This window comes from Kitasatospora sp. NPDC005748 (assembly GCF_040630735.1).
In the GTDB taxonomy this organism is placed as follows: Bacteria; Actinomycetota; Actinomycetes; order Streptomycetales; family Streptomycetaceae; genus Kitasatospora.
In genome coordinates this window covers 17,140-39,286 of sequence record NZ_JBEXYD010000016.1, presented here as the reverse complement: position 1 = coordinate 39,286, position 22,147 = coordinate 17,140, and the positions used below count along the sequence as shown (strand labels likewise).

The following is a 22,147-nucleotide window of genomic DNA, read 5'->3' as shown; positions in this document are numbered from 1 at the left end:
GCCCCGCGCCCGGCCCGCGCCGGAGGCCGGAGTCTTCCCCCGGCAGCCGGCGCGGGCCGGGCGCACGTGCGCTCCTTCCGGAGGGCGGCCCGGGGCCCCGGCGGGACACGGTCGCGGCGGCGGTGGTCCACCGGTTCGGTGGACCGCCGCCGCTGGTCGTCGCGACCGATCGGCCGGACACCCTCCCCGCGTTCGGTTACAGGGCGATCCACTCGGTGGAGGTGGTGACCTCCTTCAGGAGGTCGGGCAGGGGTTCGACGCCGAGGCCGGGGCCGGTGGGGACGGCGAGGTGGCCGTCGGCGAGGACGAACGGCTCGGTGATGTCGGTGGCGAAGTAGCGGTGGGAGCCGGAGGTGTCGCCGGGCAGGGTGAAGCCGGGGAGGGCGGCGAGGGCGACGTTGGCGGCCCGGCCGATGCCGGTCTCCAGCATGCCGCCGCACCAGACGGGTATGCCGTGGGCGCGCGCCAGGTCGTGGATGCGGCGGGCCTCCAGATAGCCGCCGACCCGGGCCGGCTTGATGTTGATGACGGAGCACGAGCCGAGCGAGATGGCGGCCGCGGCGTCCGCGGCCGATTCGATGGATTCGTCCAGGCAGATCGGGGTCCTCAGCAGACCGGCCAGCCGGGCGTGCTGCACGAGGTCGTCGTTGGCGAGCGGCTGCTCGATCAGGAGCAGGTCGAACGCGTCGAGTTCGGCGAGCTGCCGGGCGTCGACGAGGGTGTAGGCGGCGTTGGCGTCGACCTGCAGGAGGAGGTCGTCGCCGAAGCGCTCGCGGACCGCGCGGACCGGCTCGACGTCCCAGCCGGGTTCGATCTTCAGCTTGATCCGGGCGTAGCCCTCGGCGACGTAGCCGTCGACGGCGTCCAGGAGTTCGGGGATCGAGTCCATGATGCCGACCGAGACCCCGCAGGGGACCTTGTCGCGGGAGGCGCCGAGGTACTGGGCGAAGGACTCGCCCGATGCCCGGAGCTGCGCGTCCAGGACGGCGGTCTCCAGGGCCGACTTGGCCATCCGGTGGCCGGTGAAGGGCTCCAGCACCCGGCCGACGGTGTGGGCGTCGATGCCGTCCTTGGGCAGCGCGGGGACGAGGAACCGGCGCAGGACGTCCTGGACGCCGTCGACGTACTCGGAGCAGTAGCGCGGCTCGGACATCGCGGCGCACTCGGCCCAGCCCTCGCCGTCGGCGGTCTCGACGCGGACCAGCAGGACGTCGCGGCCGGTCTCGGTGCCGAAGGAGGTGCGGAACGGAGAAACGAGCGGCAGCTGGATCCGGCGGAGTTCGATCCCGGAGATCTTCATGACTGGTGGCTCCTGGCGAGGGTCGAGGTGGGGGTCGTGGTCAGGGTCGTCCGCGGGACGGTGGCGCCGGTGCGTCGGACGAGGTACGAGCGCCGGTCGTGGAGGCCGGTGACCCGGGCACCGTCGGCGAGCAGCTCGCCCAGGGTGTGGCGAACGGCCAGCCGCCAGGCCCGGGCCGCGCCGGGGTCGGTGCGGCGCAGCGCCTCGATGTCCTCGGGGAGGTCGATGAGGACGCACTCGGCGTCGATCGGGCCGGTCTCGGGCCGGCCGTCGCGGTCGCGGACGGCGTGAGCGGTGCCGGGCGGCGCGGTGACGGGCGGGCAGGTGCCGGCGACGGTCGCGGTGACCGGCGGGGCGCTCAGGTCCCAGGTCGCCAGGACGCGGTCGGAGTCGTCGCCGCCGTTGATGGCGTCGTCCATGCGGCCGTAGAAGGACTCCAGGTACTCGGTGGGCCGGGCGCCGAGTTTGACGAGGTTGAAGTAGGCGTTGCGGCGGATCAGCGGGTCGTAGGTCCAGGTGATGCGCCGCAGTCCGCGCTCGAGTGCCCACCGGCGCTGGTGGAGCTTCAGCGCCAGGCCGATGCCGCGGCCGGGGGCGGCGCCGGTGATGTGGGAGTGCAGGGTGGTGCCGGGCGGGGTGGCGAGGAAGGCGATCGACGCCCCGACCAGGTGGCCGTCCCGGTACGCGCCGGCCACGTAGTTGCCGGCGTGTGCGAGGGCGCGCATCACCTCGACCGGGACGGGTGTGCCGCCGCTGTCGGTGCGCCAGATGTCGGCGTAGAGGCGCTTCACGTCCTCGAAGTCCTTGAGGTCGTGGAGTTCGCGTACCTGGAACGCGGTCATTGCAGGGCTCCGGTGAGGTGGGCCAGGAGGCGGGCGCGGTGCGGCATCTCGGCGGTGCGGACGTGTTCGTGGTCGGCGTGGGCGCCGTCGCCGACGGCTCCGAGGCCGTCGAGGGTGGGGCATCCGACGCCGGCGGTGTAGTTGCCGTCGGAGGCCCCGCCGACGGCGGCCTGCCGCAGGGGAGGGAGCCCGAGCGCGGTGGCCTGCTCGGCCGCCAGCGTGAACAGCGCGGCCGAGGCGGTGGCGTCCAGGGGCGGGCGGTTGGGGCCGCCCCGGAGGTCGAGGCGCGCGCCGGGCAGGTGGGGCCGGAGCGTGTGCACGAGGTGGTCGACCGTCTCCTGCGCCGCGGTGCTGGGGACCCGGACGTCGATGTTGAGGTCGGCCCGGGCCGGGACGGTGTTGTTCGTGGTGCCCGCGGACAGGAGGGTCGGGGTGACGGTGGTGCCGGGCCCGGTCCGCCCGACCACGGTGTCGGCGATGTCCTGCAGCGCGAGGACCTGGTGGGCGAGTTCGACGGCCGCGTTGACGCCCTTCTGCGGTTCGAGTCCGGAGTGCGCGGCGCGGCCGTGCACGGTGAGGTCGTAGATCGACACGCCCTTGCGGGCGGTCTTCAGCGCTCCGCCGTCGGCGGAGGGCTCGGCGACGAGGGCCGCGGAGCAGCGGCGGGCGGTCTCCTCGACGAGGGCGCGCGAGGTGGCGGAGCCGACCTCCTCGTCGCCGGTGACGAGCACGCAGATCCCGTCGAGCGTGGGGAGGGAGGCGAGGGCGTGGAACATCTGGACCAGGCCGGCCTTCATGTCGAAGACGCCGGGTCCGCGCGCGATGCCGTCCGCCACGGACCACGGATGGGTCCTGAGCGAGCCGACCGGCCAGACGGTGTCGTGGTGGCCGAGCAGGAGGACGCGGGGCGTTCCGAAGGTCCACTGGACGTGGGTGACGCCGCCGTTCACCAGCAGCCGGGCGGGGGCGCCGAGCAGGCGGGCCCCCTGGGCGGCGACGACCCGGGCGCTGCGGGCCACCGCCTGGTGGTCGGCGGAGTACGACTCGCAGGTCACGAGCTCTTCCAGGTCGGCGAGCATCGCGTCGAGCTCCGGCGCGAGGTATGCGGGCGGGGGCGCGGGCAGGGGCGGGGTTCCGAGGTCGGCCGGCACGGGAGGGTCCTCCTGGGGTGGGGTGACACCCACGCTAGGCAACGCCGACGGCCGCGCGTTCGTCGTCCCGTCACAACGTGGACGGCCCGTTCGTACGCGGGACCCAAGAGCCCGGACGCCGCGGTGCGCCGGACAGGGCGCCGGAGGCGGCAGCGCCCGGGCACCCGGGCGGTCAGCCGGAGCCGGTGGCGCCCGCTCCTGAGGCGGGGTCCGCACCACCGCGCTGCGAGGGCATCAGGCGCAGTTGCAGCATCGCCGCGAACCGGGCGGCCGGGTCCTGTAGGTCCAGGCGCCCCACCTCGGCCACCCGGCGGATCCGGTAGCGGAAGGTGTTGGGGTGGACGTACACGCTCGCCGAGGCGGCGATCACGTCGCCGAAGGCGTCCAGCCACGCCCGCAGCGTCTCGACGAGGTGGGCGTTGTGCTTGGCGTCGTAGGCCACCAACCGGGCCAGTGGCGCGGACAGTTCGTCGCCGTGGGTGGCGGCGAGGTCGCGCAGCTCCAGCAGCAGCGCGTCGGTGTTGACGTCCGTGATCGACGCGACCCCCGCGCCCGACCGCCGCTCGAACAGCACCCGCAGCGCGCGGTCGGCGTTCGTCCTGGACCGCGCCAGGGCGGTGGACTCCTCCGCCACCGACCCGATGCCGATGACCGCGCCCGTCCGGTTCCCGGTCCGCTCCAGGAAGTCCGAGGCCACCTGTACGGCACGCTCGCGCCGATGGGCCGCCTCGCCCCGTACCGGGAACAGCGCGTAGGTCACGTCGCCCAGGAGGGCCACCGCCGAACGCGGCTGGACGGCGGTGAGGTGGATGGTCAGCGCGCCGGCCAGGCGCTGCCGCTCCGCCGTGACGTGGGCGTGGTCCTCACCCGGGCGGTGCGCCAGCCCCAGGGCCATGACGAGGGTCGGCTCGTTCGCCAGTCCCAGCCGGCCGAGCGCGTCGGGCGCGCCGGCCCCGCCCTCCAGCACGGTGGTGACCAGGTCGGTGCGCAGCCGGTTCTCGGCGTCGGCCCCGGCGCGGTGGCGCAGCATGTGCAGGGCGACGAGCTTCGCGGCGTCCTTGAACGCGGCCTCCCTGGCGGGGGTGAGCGGTTCGCGGACCGCGGCCCACACCGAGCCGAGCACCTCGTCGCCCGCCCGTACCGCGATCGCCACGCGCGGCAGTGCCGTCTCGCCCTCGCCGACCGCCGCCGGTGCGATCCGCACCGGGTCCTCGCTGCGGTAGATCTCCCGGAAGACGCCGCGGCTCTCCATGAGCCGCACGTACCGGTCGGGTACCTGGCGGGCCAGGATGGTGGCCACCCGGGCGGGGTCCGCTTCGTCCTGGCGGCCGGAGAAGGCCAGGATGCGCTGGCAGCGGTCCTCGATGGTGATAGGCGCGTCCAGCAGGGTGGCGACGGCGTTCGCCAGGGCGAACAGGTCGCCCGAGGGCACCCCTCCCAGGGTCTGCCCGCCGCTGTCCCCGATGTCGCCCTCGGCCAGCAGGGTGCGCAGCATCGCCGCCAACTGGGCCCAGGAGGCGCCGCGGGTCAGGGCGAGCAGGGGTATCCCGGTCTCGGACACCGCCCGCGCGAGTGCCTCGCCGTCCTCGACCGGCCCGGCCCCGACGGGCTCGCTCCTGGCCGGCTCGCTCCCGACCGGCCCTCCCCCGACCGGCCCCCGTACGACCAGGGCCGCGACGCGGTGGGTCGCCAGTTCGTGCAGCAGCCGGACGATCTCCTCGGAGCCCCGGACGCCGGCCCCGAGCACGATGGCCCGCGGCGGGTACTGCTGCTCGTCGTACGGGTCGTGGATCCCCACGCCGCCGATCTCCGGGGCCAGGCCGACGTCGCCGTGCAGCAGGTCGAGCAGCGTGGGGCCGAGGTCCCGCAGTACCCGGCCCAGGCCGCCGGCGGAGTGCGTCGCCATGTGCCTGATCATCTCCGCAGGTTAGGGGCCTGACCGCGCCCCCGGCTCGGTACCCGCGGACAAGGCTAAGCCCCCGTGTTCGTCGCCCGGGACGAACGCGGGGGAGGGCTGTTCGACGGGTCCGGTGCCGGCACCGGCCCGACCGACGGTGTCAGCCCTTGCCGCCGGCCTTCAGGACCTCGGCCGCGGCCACGCCGGCCGCGCTGTTGCCGTGGCCGCCGCCCTCCACCTCGGCCGCCACCGCGAGGTCGTCGCGGTAGGCGATGAACCAGCTGTTGGTGCCCTTGCCGGCACCGGCCTCGACGGTGCCGGTCTTGGCGCCGATCCGCCCGGACAGTCCGGACATCGGGGCCCGGGCGGTGCCCTGGGTCGCGGTCTTCGCCATCATCGCCCGCAGGTCCCGCGCGACGCCCTCGGGAAGCCTGCCGGGGGCCGTCACCCGCTTCGCGTCCGGCACCAGGACGGGCTGGCGGAACGTTCCGCTCTGTACGGTGGCCGCGACCGAGGCCATCAGCAGCGAGTTCACCTGGATCTGGCCCTGGCCGATGAAGGTGGCGGCCGCCTCGTCCTTGCTCTTCGGCACCGGGATGGTGGCGTCCCTGCTCGGGATGCCGATGTGCCACTCCAGGCCGAGGCCGAACTGGTTGCGGGCGACTTCGGGCACCGTCCCGAGCTGCAGCTTCTCCAGGCCCTTGTCGATGAACCCGGTGTTGCAGGAGCGGGTGAAGTCGTCGGTCAGGGTGTAGCCGGGGAAGTCGCCGGGCTCGTCGTTGTGCCAGGCGCGCGGGGAGTTGGTGGTCTCCTTGCAGGGCACCACGGTGTCCGGCCCGACCCCGGCCTGGAGCAGGGCGGCGGAGGTGATCACCTTCATCGTGGACCCCGGCGGCTGCCCGCCGCCGACCGCGCGGTTGAACCCGTCCGGCGAGGAGTATGCGAGGGCGAGGATGTGGCCGGTGCTCGGCTGGACGGCGACCAGCGAGGCCGGCTTCCCGCCCGCGGCCTGCTTCCTCACCGCCTCCTCGGCCACCTGCTGGAGGCCGGCGTCCAGGGTGAGCCTGATCTCCGGCGCGTTCGCCGGGGTGAGCACGAACAGCTGCTCCGGTGCCTTCGCGCCGCCGTCGGAGATCACCACGGCCTGCCCGTCGACGCTGGACCCGCCCTGGGCCGGGGTGATCTGGGGAAGCACGCTCCTGAGCGACGGGAACGCGTCGAGCGGCTTGCCGTTCCGGTCGACCGGCTTCGCCACCGGATCGGGCAGCAGCTTGATGCCGATCGTCTCGCCCGCGTCGAGATGTGGGTGGATCACGTGCGGTGACCAGCGCACGGCGACCCGCCCGTCGGCCGCTCGCAGCACCGTCAGCGCGCTGTCGTACTCCCAGGCCTCCGCGGTGCCCTCGAACTCCGCCTTCGCCCGGAAGCCGACCGTGGGCTCGCTCGGCGTCGCGGACGCCACCGGGCCGGTCCCGGCCAAGGTCAACGAGCGCGGCTTCACCGCGTCGCGGAACGCCGCCAGGGCGGTCCGCGCGGTCTCCTGGCGGTCGGTGAGCGCCGCCGCGGCCGTGACGTCCCCACGGCCCCAGGCCGCCAGGAAGTCCTTCGCCACCGCGTCGGCCTCCGCGGCGGTCGGCGCCGGCTGCGCGGACGCGGCCGCGGCCGGGGACTCCGGGTGGTCACCGGCCGCCGGGCCGTTGCCCGTCACGGCGTTCACCACGTTGTAGGCCCCGTACCCGCCGGCGGCCAGCAGCCCCACGACGGCTGCCGCCAGCGCGCCCTGCCAGACCCGGCGTCCGGCGGAGCGGCGCGGCGGTTCCTCGTCCTCGATGTCCTCGGTGTCGTCCGGGTGCTCGGTGTGGCCGGGCGGGCTCCCGATGGACTCGGGGTCCGACCGGTGGTCGTCGGCGTACGCGCCGGATTCCTCGTGTTCTGCTGGCACTGCGTTCCCCCCGTTGGTCCCCGGTCATGGGTCCGTTCCCCCGTCGTTCCGCTCCGCCTGGCCGCCGTGGCGGCCGGACGGCTCGGGCGGCGTCCAGCATAGGCGGGCCGGGCTCGCCGACCGGCGGCTGGGAGGCCTCCCTTCGTATGCGCAAGGGCTTCATCGGTGTCGCCGGGGGCCCCTCGGGGTGTCGCGGCCGATCGGCGGCGAGGCCTTTCCCTGGGTGGCGTAGCGGGGCCCGTACGGCAACGGTCGCCGACCGGCGGGTATCCCAGAAGGCTGGGATATCGGCCTTGGCGGCGTACGGACAAACTGGCGAGTGGCCGGCCACTGCGAAGGAGGCGTTCCGCGCAGGATCCGGCTTTCCCCGTACCGACGGCTTCCGGAGGCACTCTTGCTCGTATCCCTCAGGCGTACCCTGCTCGCGATCCTGCTCGCCCTCACCGGGCTGCTCCTGCTGCCGGGCGGCGCGTCCGCCGACACCCCGGCGTCGGTCCTGTTCAACCAGTACTCCCAGCGCTGCCCCGACGCGAGGTCGGGGATCCAGGACATGCACCCCTGCGCGCCGTCCGACAACCCCGGTATGTGGGTGATCAAGCGCGTCGCGGGCTACCCCGAGCGGTTCACCGTCACCACCAGCAGCCCGGACGGCGTCCTCTGTCTGACGGCCGACGACCTGCCGATGACCACCGGCTGCGTGGCGGGCCACACCAAGCAGCAGTGGGAGATCACCCCGTTCGAGGCCGAGCCGGCCCTGTACGACCTGGTCGGCCTGCGGCTGAAGAACGTGGGCACGTCGGACTGCCTGGACAACTCGCGCAAGACCTTCGGCGGCTGGAAGCTGGTCCTGAGGGGCTGTGACGGCGGCAGTCACCAGCAGTGGGACGTCTACCGCAGCACCTACGACGCGGTCTTCCACGCTCCTCCGGGCCAGCACAAGGGCATGACCTGGGGCACCCTGGAGCAGCGCGCCGACAACGTGGTGCACGTCGGCTTCGACAACCTGACCAACAGCGACCCGTACAACGGTGACACCGCGGCGAACGCCGTGCTGCCGGTGCTCTGCATCAGGCAGGACGGCCGCCCCGCTCCGGCGGGCGTCCCCACCAGCGGCTTCCACAGCTGGGCCGGCGGCGAGGTGAAGGTCACCCCGGCGCTGCCCGGCTACGAGCTGACCAGCCGCGCCGTCGCCGACCAGAAGTGCGCGACCGCCTTCGGCGCCGGCTTTCGGATGGCCGAGTTCCACGACGGCACCGGCTGGGGTCTGTGGGCCAACGGCACCCTGCCCGCCAACACCCGCTTCTGGACCGCCATCAGCGGCCAGTCGGCCAACCCCTGGGACTGACCCACCGGCCCCCGAGGGCGGGCGCCGACGACGGCGCCCGCCCTCCGGGGCGCCGCCGTTCCCGGCCCGCCGGGGAGATGTTCATGTCGGTGCCCGAAGAGGGACCCCGAGGCGATCTGGATCACTCTCGCCAAGAAGGAGATCTACGACACCGTCACCTGGTAGCACACCCGCCCCCCGGCAGGTCGTCACGCCGGAAGCTGCCGAGCACCTCGGCGAGGCAGGCCCCACTCCGCTCGGGCCGCCACTGCCGGGCGGCCGGATCGCGCGGACAAGCCGTGCGCCGACGGCGCGGCGCGTGCCAGGATCTCGGCATGTCTGGTCGTGCGTTGAGTTTCGGGGCAGTGGCGCAAGCCTACGAACGGTTCCGCCCGGGGTACCCCGAGGAACTCCTCGACCTGGTGGCGGCCTACGCGGGCCGGCCGGTGCGGACCGCCCTGGAGATCGGCGCCGGGACGGGCAAGGCAACCCGCCTCTTCGCCCGGCCGGGCGTGACGGTCACCGCCACGGAGCCCGACGAGGGCATGCTCGCCGAGCTGCGCAAGCACGTGCCGGCCGGTGTCCGGACGGTGCGGGCCGCGTTCGAGGACGTGCGGCCGGGGGAGCGCTACGGACTGGTCTACGCCGCGGCGGCGCTGCACTGGACGAGGCCGGAGGGCCGGTGGTCGCACATGGCCGCGCTGCTGGAGCCGGGCGGCGTGTTCGCCTCGTTCGGCGGGCCCACCGAGCTCGTCGACCCGGCGGTGGAGGAAGCCGTGCGCGCCGCGCGGGCGCCGTTCCTGGACCGCGACGACGTACCGCCCCCGGACGAGGAGCCGGACATGCGGTGGCCGGGTACGGAGCTGCGGCGGTCCGCATGGTTCACCGACGTCCGACAGTCGGTGATCGAACGGCGCCTGAGCATGAGCGCGGGCGACTACGTGGGCCTGCTGTCGACGATCTCGGCGTACCTCGTGCTGGCGCCGGGGGACCGGGAGCTGTTGTTCGGCCGGCTGCTGCGGGTGCTGCCCGGGACGGTCGAGATCGCCGCCGACATCACCGTCCATCTCGCACGCCGGTGCCACGAGCAGTGATTCCGGGGGCATGATCACCCGCGGGTGGGGGCCGTGGGCGCGTGGGCACCCCGCCTTCTCGGAGAAACAGCCGCTCTCGCTAGCCTTGCCCACCGGGTGCCGGCGCGACGAGCCGGCCGCCCGGCTCCGCCCGTCTCCCAGGAGGACCCCCATGTTCAAGGTCAACGAGTACTTCGACGGCACGGTCAAGTCGATCGCCTTCACCACGGAGGACGGTCCCGCGACCATCGGCGTCATGGCCCCCGGGGAGTACGAGTTCGGCACCGCCGCCCGCGAGGTCATGCACGTGGTCAACGGCGCGCTGACCGTCAGGCTGCCCGGCGCCGAGGGCTGGGAGACCTTCCGGACCGGCGAGCGCTTCGACGTCCCGGCGGACAGCAAGTTCCAGCTCAAGGTCGAAGCCGACACGGCCTACCTCTGCGAGTACCGCGACTGACACCGCCCCGGACCACCCGTTCCGGCGTAGCGGCAACGGCGGCGCCTCCCCCCGGGGCGCCGCCGTTGCCGCACGATTTCCTCGCGACGGCGAATAAGACGGCCACGCGCCGATTTCTGTGGCTGGCGTAAAGATTGTCATCCTATTGGCCAATTCGGGTTACCGGCGCCATGGCGGTCGCAGATCGGTGACTATGATCCACTTCTTGTGACGAACAGTCAGAGCGACGTAACAGCAGTGCAGTCGGCCGATGTCGTGATCCTCGGGGCGGGCCCGGCCGGTCTCCTGCTGGCCAACCTGCTCCAGCGCGGCGGGATCGACTGCGTGGTCCTGGAACGCACCGACCGCACCCGCGTACAGACCCGGGCGCGCGCGGGCTTCCTCGCACCCAACACCCTGCGGATCCTGGACCGCCACGGCCTGGCCGAAGGCCTGCACCGCAATGGCAAGCAGCACGGCGCCTGCGAATTCCGCACCGCCGAAGGCCGCTTCCGCCTGGACTACGGCAACCTCGGCCGACGCGAACCGCACACCGTCTACCCCCAGCAGTACCTGGTCACCGACCTGCTGACGTCCTTCCTGGAGGCAGGCGGGCGGGTGCACTTCGAGACCGAGGCGCTCGCCGTGCACGACACGGGCACCACCCGCCCCACCGTCGCCGTACGGGAGGCGGACGGCCGTCTCGCCCGGTGGCAGGCCAGGTACGTGGCCGGCTGCGACGGCCGGCACGGCGCGGCCCGGCGCTCCCTGCCGCCCGGCACCGTACGCCACCACCGGGACCACGGGATCTCCTGGCTCGGCCTGCTCGCCGAGGCGCCGCCGAGCCTGGACGCTGTGGGCTACGCCGTCCACGACCACGGCTTCGCCGGGCACATGGCCCGCACCCCGGAGGTCACCCGCTACTACCTGCAGTGCGAGCGCGGCACCGCGACCGGAGACTGGTCCGACGGGCGGATTTGGGACGAACTCGAAACGCGGATGTACGCCGCCGAGCACGGACCGTTGCACCGCGGCCGGATCCTCGGACGCGGGGTCGTCGACTTCGAGTCCGACGTCATCGAACCGCTGCGCCACGGATCGCTCCTGCTGGCCGGGGACGCCGCGAGCCTGATCAGCCCGTCCGCCGCCAAGGGCGCCAACCTGGCCGTCCTGGAAGCGGAACTCCTTGCCCGGGCCCTGATCGCCGACCTCGCGCACGGCGACTCCCAGGCGCTGGACCGGTACTCGCGGCAGGCCCTGGAGCACATCTGGCGGGCGCAGGAGTTCTCGCTCTGGATGATCCGGCTGCTCCACCGCGAGCCCGCCGCTCCCATAGGCGAATCGTTCTTCCACGAATCCTTGCGCCGCTCGCGCCTCGAATCCCTGCGCACCTCGCGCTCCCACCAGGACTGGTTCGCCGAGAGCTACACCGGCGTCTGAGCCCTCCCGCTCCACCCCGCGCCGCCCGGCCCCGCGCCGGCCGACCCCGCTCCGCCCGACCTCGTTGTGCCCGGGCCCGCCGCGCCCGCCCCGCTCCGCCCGGCCCCGAGCCGGCCGGAGGCTGTCGGCTGCCCGCCGGACTCCCGAACACCCGGACAAGGAACCGCACCATGCCGACCACGATGACGCCCCCGGACACCGACGATGTCACCCGCCTCCTCGCGGCGGCCGCCTTCGTCCGGGAACACGACAGCACCACGCTGCTCCGCCTCCTGCTGCCCGGCCTCTCCGGCCCGCGGCTGCGGGCACTGGCGGACCACTGCCGCTTCGCCCACGCCGCGGTCCTGGTCTTCCCGTCCGACCGGGACGCCCTGCACGATCAACTGGCCGCCTGCGACCTGGCCGTGGACGTACCGTCGACGCCCAGCACGGTGGTCCGCGAGCGGCTGGCGCTGCGGCACGGCCACGACCCGGCGGGCCTGGACGTGGCCATCCTGCGGCCGCCGCTGCGCGGCCCGCTCGGTGAGCGCCGGGTGGTCGAGGTGTTCGCGCTGACCGTCCCGCCGGGCTCCGGCCTGGCCGCGCTCGCCGCGCACGAGCGGGTCGCCCAGCACGAGGCGCACCTCGCCTTCGAGGTCGAGTCCGCGGACCCGCTGGTGCTGGACGGCCTGTGCGCGCTGCTCGCCCGGCACGGCGCGAGCCCCGACGGCGGCGGGTACAACCCGCACGAGGACGGCACCGTCCTGTACTTCACCGCCCCGGCCGGGTCGCGGACCGGGTACCGGCGGCTGGAACTCCACGTGGCGGGCGCCCACCCGGACACCCTGGCCGCGCACCTGGGCCGGTACCCCGCCGGGCCGGGCGAGGACCGGGGGCAGGACCGCCCGGACGGGCCCGCCGATCCGCACCGGGAAGCGGAAGCGCTGCTGCACCTGCTCACCGGGGCCTGGACGACCCAGGCCCTCGCGGTGTTCGCCCGGCTGGGGCTGCCCGACGCCCTGGACACCCGCACGGGAGCGGGCGCCGAGGCACTGGCGGACCGGATCGGCGCTCACCCGCAGAGCCTCGCGACCCTCCTGCGCTACCTGGTGATGCTGGACGTGGTCGCGCAGCACCCGGACGGCTTCCGGCTCACCGGCACCGGGGCGCTCCTGAGGGCGGACGCCCCGGGGTCGATGCGGCCGCTGGCACTGATGTACGGCGGCCCGTTCTACCACTCCTTCGCGGAACTGGAGCACACCGTGCGGACCGGCGAGGCCGCCTTCGACCACCTCTTCGGCGAGAACCACTTCGACCACTTCGCCCGCGACCCCGAACTCGCCGAGCAGTTCGACCGCTCGATGGTCGCGAGTACCCGGATGTTCGAGCCGGTCCCCGCACATCCGGCGATCCTGGCCGCAGGCCGGGCCTCCGTTCCCGGCACCGTCGTCGACATCGCCGGCGGGACGGGCGAGCTGCTCGGACGCGTCCTGGCCGCCAACCCCCGACTGCGCGGCGTCCTGCTGGAACGCCCGCACGTCGTCGCCGCCGCCCGCGGGCAGCTGGACGCGGCGGGCTGCGGCGAGCGGTGCACGTACGTCACGGGTGACTTCGCGGACGTGCCGCCGGGCGCGGACGTGTACCTGCTCTCCCGGGTCCTGCACGACTGGAACGACGAGCGCTGCCGGGACATCCTGCGCCACGTGTCCCGGGCCATGCCCGCCCACGCCGGCCTGCTCATCGTCGAGCGGGTCCTGCCGGCCGACGGTTCGACCTCGCTGGCCACCGCGTGGGACCTCCACATGATGTGCAACACCGGCGGCCGCGAACGCCGTGCCGACCACTTCGCCCGGCTGCTGGCCGACGCGGGCCTCGAACTCGTCGACGACTCGCCGCTGCCGCTCGGTGGCACCCTGCTGCACGCGCGCAAGGCCGGGGTGCCGGCCCCGCGCGGTCTGACGGCCGGGTGACGGTCGCGGCGGGGTGATGGTCGCGGCGGGGTGATGGCGATCGGTGATCGGGCCCTGCTGACGGTCCTGGGTGACGAGGGCCTCGACCTCGCCACCCTGCGTCTGACGTCGCCCGTCACGCTCCGCCGGCTGGGCGAGCTGCTCGGACTGGTGCCCGCGGTCCGAAGCACGTCCGAGGGTGCTGGAACACGGCCGTTCCCGCAGGCGGCAGTGTTCGGGCCGTGTTCCGGCACCCCGGAGGCCGGACCTCCCGTACCGACTGCCGGTCCGGCCGGCGTGGACGCCGCGACCGGTCCGGCCGGGACGGCGGCCTGTTCGCGGCCTACGCCCCGCTGATGGAGAACCCCGGGCGGTGCGGCGTGCGGGGGCTCAGTGCGCTTCGCGGGGGTGCCCGGCGACGCGGCGGGCACCGGCGGTGATCCTCTTGAGGAGCAGGCTCGGGATGGGCGTGCTCAGGGGCCGGTACGCGGCCGGTGAACCGGTGGCGACGGGGCGAAGCGTCGAGGGGACGGCGGGGACGGACCGCGTGGCGGCGGGGCCGGCGCCGGTGAGTGCCTGCCGGTTGCGCACGTGCTGCTCCAGGTGGCATTGAGGCGATGGTGATGTCGGCGGCCGCGGGCGTCGACGTCGAGGGTCGGCGTCGAGCCGTACGGCCTGCGGATGCTCGGTACCGCGCAGTGCGGAAGCAGGTGGGTGAGCGTCGCCCCGACGCGGTCTGCGCTGTCTCCGCGGACGGCGGCGAAATGCTCCCTGCGCGTTTTCTACCCGCTCCGCATGCGCGGCGTCCAGGGGTTGCCCGGAGTTCCGTGTGTTCGTCCGAACGCTCGTACCGGCTCCGTGGCGGGTGCTCCACGGAGGGCCACCGCTGGGACTCCGCCGGACCGTGTGTGCCGCCCCGCGGCCTCAGCCGGCCGGGCCGAGGAAGGACGCCCGGCCCGCCGGCCGGGGCCCGGCCGACACCGAGCGTGGGGAGCTTGCGGAGGGTGGAGCGGTCCTGGACCTCCAGCGTCCGCCGAACCGTCCGCCGGGTCGACCGGACTTCCGGCCGCGCCGGGGGTCGACGCGCTCGGGTGAAGGTCCGGTGGCGAGGCCTGGAGGCCTCGCCACCGGTGCCGTGCCCGGGAGCGCTCCGAGCCGATGTCCCTCCCGCCCGGACCTGCTGACGCCACGTCAGTTCCCGTCGGTCCCAGGACCAAGGTCCTGGCCGGGACCGCTCGCCCGGAGCCTGCTCCCACCTGCGGTTCGTCCTGGCTGCGGACGAACTCCGCTGTCCCTGAATGGTCTTCTTGAGCAAGCCGGGAACCACCGGTGCCATCGATCAGGAGAGGTCCTTCCATGAACGAGTACGTCCCGCAGAGCCGGAGCCGCCACGGTCGGCGCTGGGTGGCGACCACGGTGGCCGCGGGTGTGGTGGCGGCCGGGGTGCTGGCGCCGACCGTGGCGTTCGCGGGCGGCCGGCCCGACAGCGTCCAGTCGAGCCTGAACGCCCTGGTGAAGGATGACGGAGTACCCGCCGCGCTGGCCGCCGTGAAGGGCCGCGACGGCCGCACCCGCAACTACACCGCGGGGGTCGGCGACCTCGCCACCGGGGCCAAGGTCCCCGTGGACGGCCAGGTACGGATCGGCAGCAACACCAAGACCTTCACCGCCGTGGTCGTCCTCCAGCTCGTCGCGGAGGGGAAGGTCGGCCTGGACTCCCCGGTGGAGAGCTACCTGCCGGGCCTGGTGCGCGGGGACGGCATCGACGGGCGTCACATCACCGTTCGCCAGCTGCTCCAGCACACCAGCGGCCTGCCCGAGTACGTGGACAAGGACGCCATCCTCACCGACCCGACGCGGTACTACGAGCCGCGTGAACTCCTCGACGCGGCGCTGGGCCAGAAGGCCCACTTCGCCCCGGGGACGAGCTGGGAGTACAACAACACCAACTACCTGCTGGCCGGTCTGATCATCCAGAAGGTCACCGGGCGGCCGCTCGGTGAGGAGATCGGGCGGCGCATCGTCGACCGGATCGGCCTGCGGCACACCTACGTCCCCGCTCCGGGGGACATGGGCATCCGCGAGGCCCACCCCAAGGGCTACCACCGCGGTGCGGACGGCTCGCTCCGCGACTACACCGAGCTGGACCCGTCCTGGGGCTGGGCGGCGGGCGCCGCCGTCTCCACCCCGAGCGACGTCACCCGCTTCTTCACCGCGCTCCTCGGCGGCCGCCTGCTGCCCCCGGCGCAGCTCGCCCAGATGCGGACCACGGTGGCCGCCGACGCGGTCGCTCCGGGCGCCCGCTACGGACTGGGCCTGGTGAGCCGGCCGCTGTCGTGCGGCGGCGTGGCCTGGGGCCATGGCGGGACCATCCCGGGCTACGACACCGCCGGAGGAGCCACCGACGACGGCCGGGCCGTCAGCCTCGCGGTGACCATGATCCCGGGCGGCGAGACCGGGCAGCACGTGGAAGCCGCGGTGGACGCGGCGCTGTGCCGCTGACCCTCCCCGGCCGGACCGGAGCGTCCGTACCGGCATGTCCGGCATGTCCGGCATGACCGGCGGGTGCCGCGCGCCACGGCGTGCGGCACCCGCGCCCCGTCGGCCACCTGATCGGTCCCCCATCAGTTCCCCCAGCATTCCCAGCAGAGGAGTTCCATCGTGAGCGAGTACGTCCCGCAGAGCCGGACCCGCCGCGGCCGGCACCGGGCGGTGGCGGTCGTGATCGCCCTGGCCGCGGGTGCCGTGGTGGCCGGAGCGCTGGCGCCGACCGTGGCGTTCGCGGGCGGCCGGCCCGACAGTGTCCAGTCGAGTCTGACCGCCCTGGTGAAGGAGGACGGGCTGCCGGCCGCGCTGGCCGCCGTGAAGGGTCGCGACGGCCGTACCCGCGACTACACCGCGGGGGTCGGCGACCTCGCCACCGGGGCCAAGGTCCCCGTGGACGGCCAGATCCGGGCCGGCAGCAACACCAAGACCTTCACCGCCGTGGTCGTCCTCCAGCTCGTCGCGGAGGGGAAGGTGGGCCTCGACGCGTCCGTCGACACCTACCTTCCGGGCCTGCTGCGCGGCGACGGCATCGACGGGCGCGCCATCACCGTCCGCCAGCTGCTCCAGCACACCAGCGGCCTGCCCGACTACATGGACGCGCCCGCCCTCGCGGACTTCACCACCGTGCAGTACCGCTACTTCGAGCCCCGCGAGCTGCTCGACGGCGCCCTCGTCCAGAAGGCCCGCTTCCCCGCCGGCAGCAGCTGGGAGTACAGCAACACCAACTACCTGGTCGCCGGGCTCCTCGTCCAGAAGGTCACCGGACGGCCCGTCGGCGAGGTGATCACCAAGCGCGTCATCGACCGCGTCGGCCTGCGGCACACCTACTTCCCCGCCCCGGGCGACACCGCCGTCCACGAGGCCCACCCGCACGGCTACTTCCGCGGCTCGCCGGACGCGCCGCTGGTCGACTACACCGAGATGGACGCCTCGATGGCGTGGGCGGCCGGGGGGATCGTCTCCACCAACACCGACCTCAACGCGTTCTTCGCCGCGCTGCTCGGCGGCCGTCTCCTGCCGCCGGCCCAGCTCGCCGAGATGCGGACCACCGTGCCCGCCGAACTGCTGGGCCCGGGGGTCCGTTACGGACTGGGGCTGCAGAGCAAGCCGCTCTCCTGCGGCGGCCTCGCCTGGGGCCACGGCGGCACCTCTCCCGGCTACCGGACCAGGGGCGGGGTGACCGACGACGGGCGGGCCGCCACCATCACCGTCACCGCCGTCCCGGGCGCGACCGGCGCGCAGCACATGGCGGAGGCCCTGGACGCGGCCCTCTGCCGCTGACCCGCCCCGCTGACGGCCCCGCGGCCCCTGGCTCAGGGGCCGGGGCCGTCAGTCGAGCTCCTCCGCTCCGCCGCCGACCGCCGCGACCGGCAGGGTGGCCAGCACCCGGAAGCCACCCCCGTCGACGCTGCCCGCCACCATGCTGCCGCCCTGCAGCGCGGCGCGTTCGCGCATGCCGATCAGTCCGTACCCGGTGCGGCCCGCCTGCGGCCCGGGCCCGGCGGCCCCCGTTCCTGCCCCCGCTCCTGTCCCCGCTCCGGCACCCTCCAGGGCGTCCGCCGGTGCGGTGGCGGCGCCGTCGTCGGTCACCTCGACGGTGATCCGGTCCGGGTGGTACGTCAGTTCCACGCTCGCCCGGGCCCGGCCGGCGTGCTTGCGCGTGTTGGTGAGGGCCTCCTGGACGATCCGGAACACCGCCAGGCCGGTGCTCGGCGGCAGCGGGCGCTCCTCGCCCCGGACGGTGAACCCGGTGGGCAGACCCGCCCTGCGGGACTCCTCGACGAGCCCGCCGAGGTGCCCGATCCCGGGCTGCGGCGCGGTCGGGCCCCCGTCGTCCGGCTCGTCGCCGGCCCGGAGCACGTCGAGCAGGTGGCGCATCTCGCGCAGCGCCATCCGGCCGGAGCCCTCCAGGGTGACCAGGGCGTCGCGCACCACCTCGGTGTCGCGGTCGAGGTGGGCGCGGGCACCGCCGGCCATCAGCTGCATGGTGGTGATGTGGTGCGCGACGATGTCGTGCAGCTCCCGGGCGATGCGGCGCCGCTCCTGCGCCACCGCGCGGTCGGCCAGCAGCCGGCGCCTGACCTCCATCTCGTGCTGCCAGCGCCTCAGCATCTCGGCGGCGGCGACGACCAGGGCCGCGGCGAGCAGGTTGACCGCCACTCCGGAGACCGGCGGGGGCCACGGGTGCCCCCGCCCGAGGAGCGGCACCGCAGCCGCCACGAGGCCGGCCGGCGCCGCCACCGCGATGCCCCGGGACCGGGCCACGGCGAACAGCGCGACGCAGAGCGCGCAGTTGAAGTGCTGCGGCACCGCGACGCTCAGGTTCAGCGCCAGGCCGAGGACCAGCACGCCGGACAGCGACGCCAGCGGGTAGCGGCGCCTGGTGAGCAGCGGTACCGCTCCCAGGACGAGCAGGACCACGGCGGTCAGGGCGATCGGCCGGCTTCCGTCCGGCCCGCCCATCGAGTAACCGAGGAGGTCCAGGACCGCCGCCGCGACGGCCACCAGCGCGTCACTGGCCGTCCAGGGCAGGCCGTCGGTTCCCGGTGAGGGCGGCGGGGGCCGGTGGTGCGTCGACATGCTGGTGGTGGTCCTTTCCGTGGCCGGGCGGACCGGCCCTCGCGGGTCCGCCGCAGCCGTCGTCCGTGCGCCGTCCCCTGCGGTGACCTGCGGTGACCTGCGGTGACCTGCGGTGACGTGCGGTTCCGGGGGCGTCGGTGGTCCCATTGTCGCAGCGGCTCCCGGCCCCGAACCGGTACCGGGGGCCGATCCCGGACCGGGCCCCTGGTCCTGGTCGGGGCCGTGCGGCGGCCCCCGGGCCCCCGCGCGACCCCGCCGCTAGGGGGTAAGGGACGGGGTGTGCCGACCGCGCCGCGTCGAGCAGAACGCACGCGTCGACATCGGGGCGGGGATGCACGGCCGGAGAACGAGATGTCCGAGTACGTCATGGTGTCGGCGGCGATGACCATCGCGAGGCCACGCCTGCCGGCCTCCCTGCGGGCACCGGTCGCCCCCGCGTCCTCCCGGAAGGAGAACGGCCGTCCGCGCTGCCCGGTGGGGGCCGGGCAGCGGGAACGGCCGTCGGCGGACTACGGGGTGGGCGTCCAGCGCTGGGCGCCGGTGCCGTTGCAGGTGGCGAGTTCGAGCTTGGTGCCCGAGGCGGTGGCCGCGCCGACGGGGGCGAGGCAGCGGCCGCCGTTGGTCACGGTGCCGGCGCCGCCGAGCTGCCACTGCTGGCCGCTCGACCCGTTGCAGGCCTGGACGGCGGCGACGGCCGCGCCGCCGTCCAGGCAGCTGCCACCGAGGCCGGTGAGGGTGCCGTTCGGCTGGAAGGTCCACCGCTGGTTGGGTCCGCCGTGGCAGCCGTAGAGGGCGGGCTGGGTGCCCGGGGTGCTCGCGCTGCCCGGTAGGTCGACGCAACTGGAGGAGGCGGCGTTGACCAGCTCCGCGTTGCTCGGCAGCGGGGTGGGCCGGCCGGTGGCGGTGATCTCCGCCGCACTGGTCCAGGGGCCGCGGCCGCCCGCCTCGGTGAGGGCCCGCAGCCGCAGGTAGCGGCCGGTCGTCGGGCTGAAGGTGACGGTCTTCGCCCCGGCGGAGTCGGCGAAGGTCCCGGTGGCGACGGGCGTCCCCCAGGTGTCGGCACTGTCGGAGACGTACACCTCGTACGACCCGATCCGGCCGTTGCTGCCGCCGTCCTGGCGCGGCAGGTAGGTCATGCCGTCGACGTTGTAGCGGGCGCCGAGGTCGATCCGGACCTCGTGCGGCAGCGGGGCGTTCCCGGCGGACCAGGCGGTGTGCCAGAGGGTCGCGGGGTCGCCGTCGAAGGCGTTGGCGGCCGCGCCGTCCTCGGCCGCGGTCTCCTGGCTGTCGGCGGAGACGAGCTTCCAGCCGGCCTGCGGGATCGGCGTGGCGGAGGTCGGGATCGCGCCCCCGGCCGCGACCGTCACACCGGACGCGGTCACGGTGAACGCGCCGGACCTGTCGCCGGCCTTGATCCACAGCACGCCAGAGCGGTCGGCCGCGTCGAAGTACCAGCCGGTGGCGGCGCTGTCGTAGGCGCTCTTCGAGCCGTACGCAGCCAGCCGGGTGCCGCCGACCGAGACCGCGCTGGGGGCCGAGGCCGCGTGCACGCTGAACTCGTAGCCCCGGGAGGCCGGCTTGCCGGTGTAGGACCCGGTGCTGGCGCCGACGTCGATGGTGACGGTGCCGGTGCCGGCGGTCGGCGCGGTGACGTTCACCGGCTGGGTGGCGGAGGCGCCGCCCTGGTAGGCACGGGTGATCCCGTCGTCCTCGTAGAGGCTGAAGGAGGAGTTGCCGCGCGGGTAGACGTCGTACGTCAGGGTGGAGACCGGCTTCTCCCCGGTGTAGTTCATCTGGGGCCACATCGGGACGATGCCGCCGCCCTTGACGAACAGCGGCAGGGTGTCCAGCGGCGCCGCGTAGCCGTTGAGCCAGCCCGGACCGTTGTAGGCCTTGCCGGTCCAGTAGTCGGTCCAGGTGCCGGCCGGCAGGTAGATGCCGTCGCGGGTGGTGGTGTCGGTGACCACCGGGGCCACCAGCAGGGAGTCACCGGCCATGAACTGACCACTGGTCAGATTGCCCCGGGCGACCGGATCGTCGGGGTACTCCAGCACCATCGCCCGGGTGGAGGGCACACCGGTCTGCGCGGCGGTGTGGCTCATCGTGTACAGGTACGGCATCATGCGCATCTTGAGCTGGAGGTACTTGCGGTTGATGGACAGGTACGGCTCCGAGAAGCGCCAGGGCTCCTTGTCGTTGTACCCGGCCGAGGGAGCGGTCGGGCCCCAGCCGGACATGGTCATGAACGCCGGGGTGAACGCCTTCCACTGGAGGTCCCGGACGTAGGTCTGCGGGCTGCCGCCGAAGATGCCGTCGACGTCGCCGGACGCGTAGTTGAGGCCCGAGAGCCCGGCTCCGGTGATGGCCGGCACGTGCCAGCGCATCGCGTCCCAGGTGCCGGAGGTGTCGCCGGTCCAGACGACCGCGTTGCGCTGGGTCCCGGCCCAGCCGTCCACCGTCCACACGTAGCGTCGGGCGTCGGAGTTGTCCTCGATGCCCTTGACGGCCTGCTGGACGCCGTCGAACGCGTACTTGTAGCCGCCGCCGATCCACGCGACGTCGGTCTTGACGCCCCGGCTGCCGGCGGTCCTGACCTCGTCAACGATGTTGGACAGACCGGTCGACGTCCACAGGCCGGTCTGGAACCCCTTGGCCTTCAAGCCGCCGACGGCGCCGGGCAGATCGGTGTAGCCGCAGCCGTAGCCGTCGTTGGGCAGGAACCAGCCCGACGGCATGTCGGCGTTGCGGGCGTCCGTCGCGTAGCCGACCACGTCGGGCGTCGTCTGGTGCCGGACGCGGTCGTGGTCGCCCTGGTAGGTGGGGTTCGAGGCGTTGAAGCAGTCGGCGTTGCCCAGTTCGAAGCCCCACATCGGGGCCAGGAAGGGCTTCCCGGAGACGTCGGTGTAGGAGTTCAGCACGCCCTTGAGCGAGTCCCCGACCACGTACCAGGCGTCGAACCGCTTCTCGTTGTGCGTGAACGAGCCCGGTGCGCCGAAGCTGTAGCTGCCGGGGGCCCAGGTGTTGCGCATGACGCCGTAGCCGTTGGTCGACATGTAGAACGGCGCCGGGCTGGCGTTGTCGTTCTCCCGCCAGGTGTTGCTCACCGAGATCGGCACCGTCTTGCCGCGCAGCGCCCACTCACCCAGCCGCAGGCCGGTCCCGTAGAACTGCTCGTCGGCGCCCTGGGTGAGGTACTGGGTGGTCTGGGAGGCCGTCCAGCTGGTGGGCTGGGCCTCCTGCCAGATCGGCGTGGTGTTGTCCGACCGGTAGAGGGCGAACCGCAGCGGCGACTTGTAGACCCTGATGGTCATCGCGTCGGTGTTGATCCGGTAGTAGGCGCCGGCGTCGGAGTGACTCGTCACCACCGGGCCGAAGTCGGTCTTCACGGCCAGCGCGGAGCCGGCCGGGTCGTCGGTGAAGGCGCCGGTGGGGGAGAGCCAGATCCGGAAGATGTCCGCCCGGGCGATCGCCACCCGGGCCTTCGCCCCGCTGGACGTGCTCACCGTGTAGGTGCTCCCGGACTGCGTGAGCCCGGTGGCGTTCCCGGCGGTCGAGGCCGCGGCGGCCGAGGCCGGACCGGTGACGGAGAGCACCGCCCCGACCAGTACGGCGACGAGCCCGGCCGCTAACGGCCGCCCCCCGCCCCATCGTTGCCACCAGCGGGTTGTGTTGCGAGGCATGCGACGT

14 protein-coding genes are annotated in these 22,147 nt (G+C 74.0%); 7 read left to right on the top strand and 7 right to left on the bottom strand.

Annotation, left to right across the window (positions count from 1 at the left end; translation table 11 throughout):
• Nucleotides 1-196 precede the first annotated feature (196 nt).
• From menC to ABZ495_RS14920, 5 genes are all read right to left on the bottom strand, one after another.
• The gene (gene menC, locus ABZ495_RS14940; RefSeq protein WP_359810495.1) at nt 197-1,300 is read right to left on the bottom strand and encodes an o-succinylbenzoate synthase; all 1,104 of its coding nucleotides are present in this window, start codon (nt 1,298-1,300) and stop codon (nt 197-199) included.
• A complete protein-coding gene (locus ABZ495_RS14935) occupies nt 1,297-2,142 on the bottom strand; it encodes a GNAT family N-acetyltransferase (protein WP_359836085.1) in 846 nt (281 codons plus the stop codon). Before ABZ495_RS14935 ends, menC begins: the two co-directional genes overlap by 4 nt.
• Nucleotides 2,139-3,221 (bottom strand): M20 family metallopeptidase, encoded by a 1,083-nt coding sequence (locus tag ABZ495_RS14930; RefSeq protein ID WP_359810558.1) that lies wholly within the window; start codon nt 3,219-3,221, stop codon nt 2,139-2,141. Before ABZ495_RS14930 ends, ABZ495_RS14935 begins: the two co-directional genes overlap by 4 nt.
• 244 nt (nt 3,222-3,465) lie before the next feature.
• Nucleotides 3,466-5,199: a helix-turn-helix domain-containing protein gene (locus ABZ495_RS14925; RefSeq protein WP_359836084.1), complete on the bottom strand. Its 1,734-nt coding sequence runs from the start codon at nt 5,197-5,199 to the stop codon at nt 3,466-3,468.
• Between the two features lie 151 nt (nt 5,200-5,350).
• A complete protein-coding gene (locus ABZ495_RS14920; protein WP_359836082.1) occupies nt 5,351-7,132 on the bottom strand; it encodes a penicillin-binding transpeptidase domain-containing protein in 1,782 nt (593 codons plus the stop codon).
• A 394-nt stretch (nt 7,133-7,526) separates the two neighbouring features.
• On the opposite strand from ABZ495_RS14920, the gene ABZ495_RS14915 reads away from it, so the two are divergent.
• The 7 genes from ABZ495_RS14915 to ABZ495_RS14885 all read left to right on the top strand — a co-directional run bounded on the left by ABZ495_RS14915 (nt 7,527) and on the right by ABZ495_RS14885 (nt 17,161).
• Nucleotides 7,527-8,477: an RICIN domain-containing protein gene (locus ABZ495_RS14915; RefSeq protein ID WP_359836080.1), complete on the top strand. Its 951-nt coding sequence runs from the start codon at nt 7,527-7,529 to the stop codon at nt 8,475-8,477.
• 344 nt (nt 8,478-8,821) lie between these two features.
• Nucleotides 8,822-9,550, top strand: coding sequence for a class I SAM-dependent methyltransferase (locus tag ABZ495_RS14910; RefSeq protein WP_359810510.1), 729 nt, complete (start codon nt 8,822-8,824; stop codon nt 9,548-9,550).
• Between the two features lie 151 nt (nt 9,551-9,701).
• Nucleotides 9,702-9,986, top strand: a complete 285-nt coding sequence (locus tag ABZ495_RS14905; protein ID WP_359810513.1) for a pyrimidine/purine nucleoside phosphorylase — start codon at nt 9,702-9,704, stop codon at nt 9,984-9,986.
• Between the two features lie 207 nt (nt 9,987-10,193).
• Entirely contained in the window at nt 10,194-11,405 is a 1,212-nt protein-coding gene (locus ABZ495_RS14900) for a 4-hydroxybenzoate 3-monooxygenase (protein WP_359836079.1), read from the top strand.
• A 170-nt stretch (nt 11,406-11,575) separates the two neighbouring features.
• Entirely contained in the window at nt 11,576-13,354 is a 1,779-nt protein-coding gene (locus ABZ495_RS14895; RefSeq protein ID WP_359836077.1) for a methyltransferase, read from the top strand.
• 1,335 nt (nt 13,355-14,689) lie between these two features.
• A complete protein-coding gene (locus ABZ495_RS14890) occupies nt 14,690-15,835 on the top strand; it encodes a serine hydrolase domain-containing protein (protein ID WP_359810523.1) in 1,146 nt (381 codons plus the stop codon).
• 210 nt (nt 15,836-16,045) lie between these two features.
• Nucleotides 16,046-17,161, top strand: a complete 1,116-nt coding sequence (locus tag ABZ495_RS14885) for a serine hydrolase domain-containing protein (RefSeq protein WP_359810561.1) — start codon at nt 16,046-16,048, stop codon at nt 17,159-17,161.
• A 48-nt stretch (nt 17,162-17,209) separates the two neighbouring features.
• Here ABZ495_RS14885 and ABZ495_RS14880 read toward each other — a convergent pair whose 3' ends face one another.
• Both ABZ495_RS14880 and ABZ495_RS14875 read right to left on the bottom strand, forming a co-directional pair.
• Nucleotides 17,210-18,460: a histidine kinase gene (locus tag ABZ495_RS14880; RefSeq protein WP_359836075.1), complete on the bottom strand. Its 1,251-nt coding sequence runs from the start codon at nt 18,458-18,460 to the stop codon at nt 17,210-17,212.
• Between the two features lie 509 nt (nt 18,461-18,969).
• The gene (locus tag ABZ495_RS14875) at nt 18,970-22,140 is read right to left on the bottom strand and encodes a TIM-barrel domain-containing protein (RefSeq protein ID WP_359810528.1); all 3,171 of its coding nucleotides are present in this window, start codon (nt 22,138-22,140) and stop codon (nt 18,970-18,972) included.
• Between the last annotated feature and the right edge of the window lie 7 nt (nt 22,141-22,147).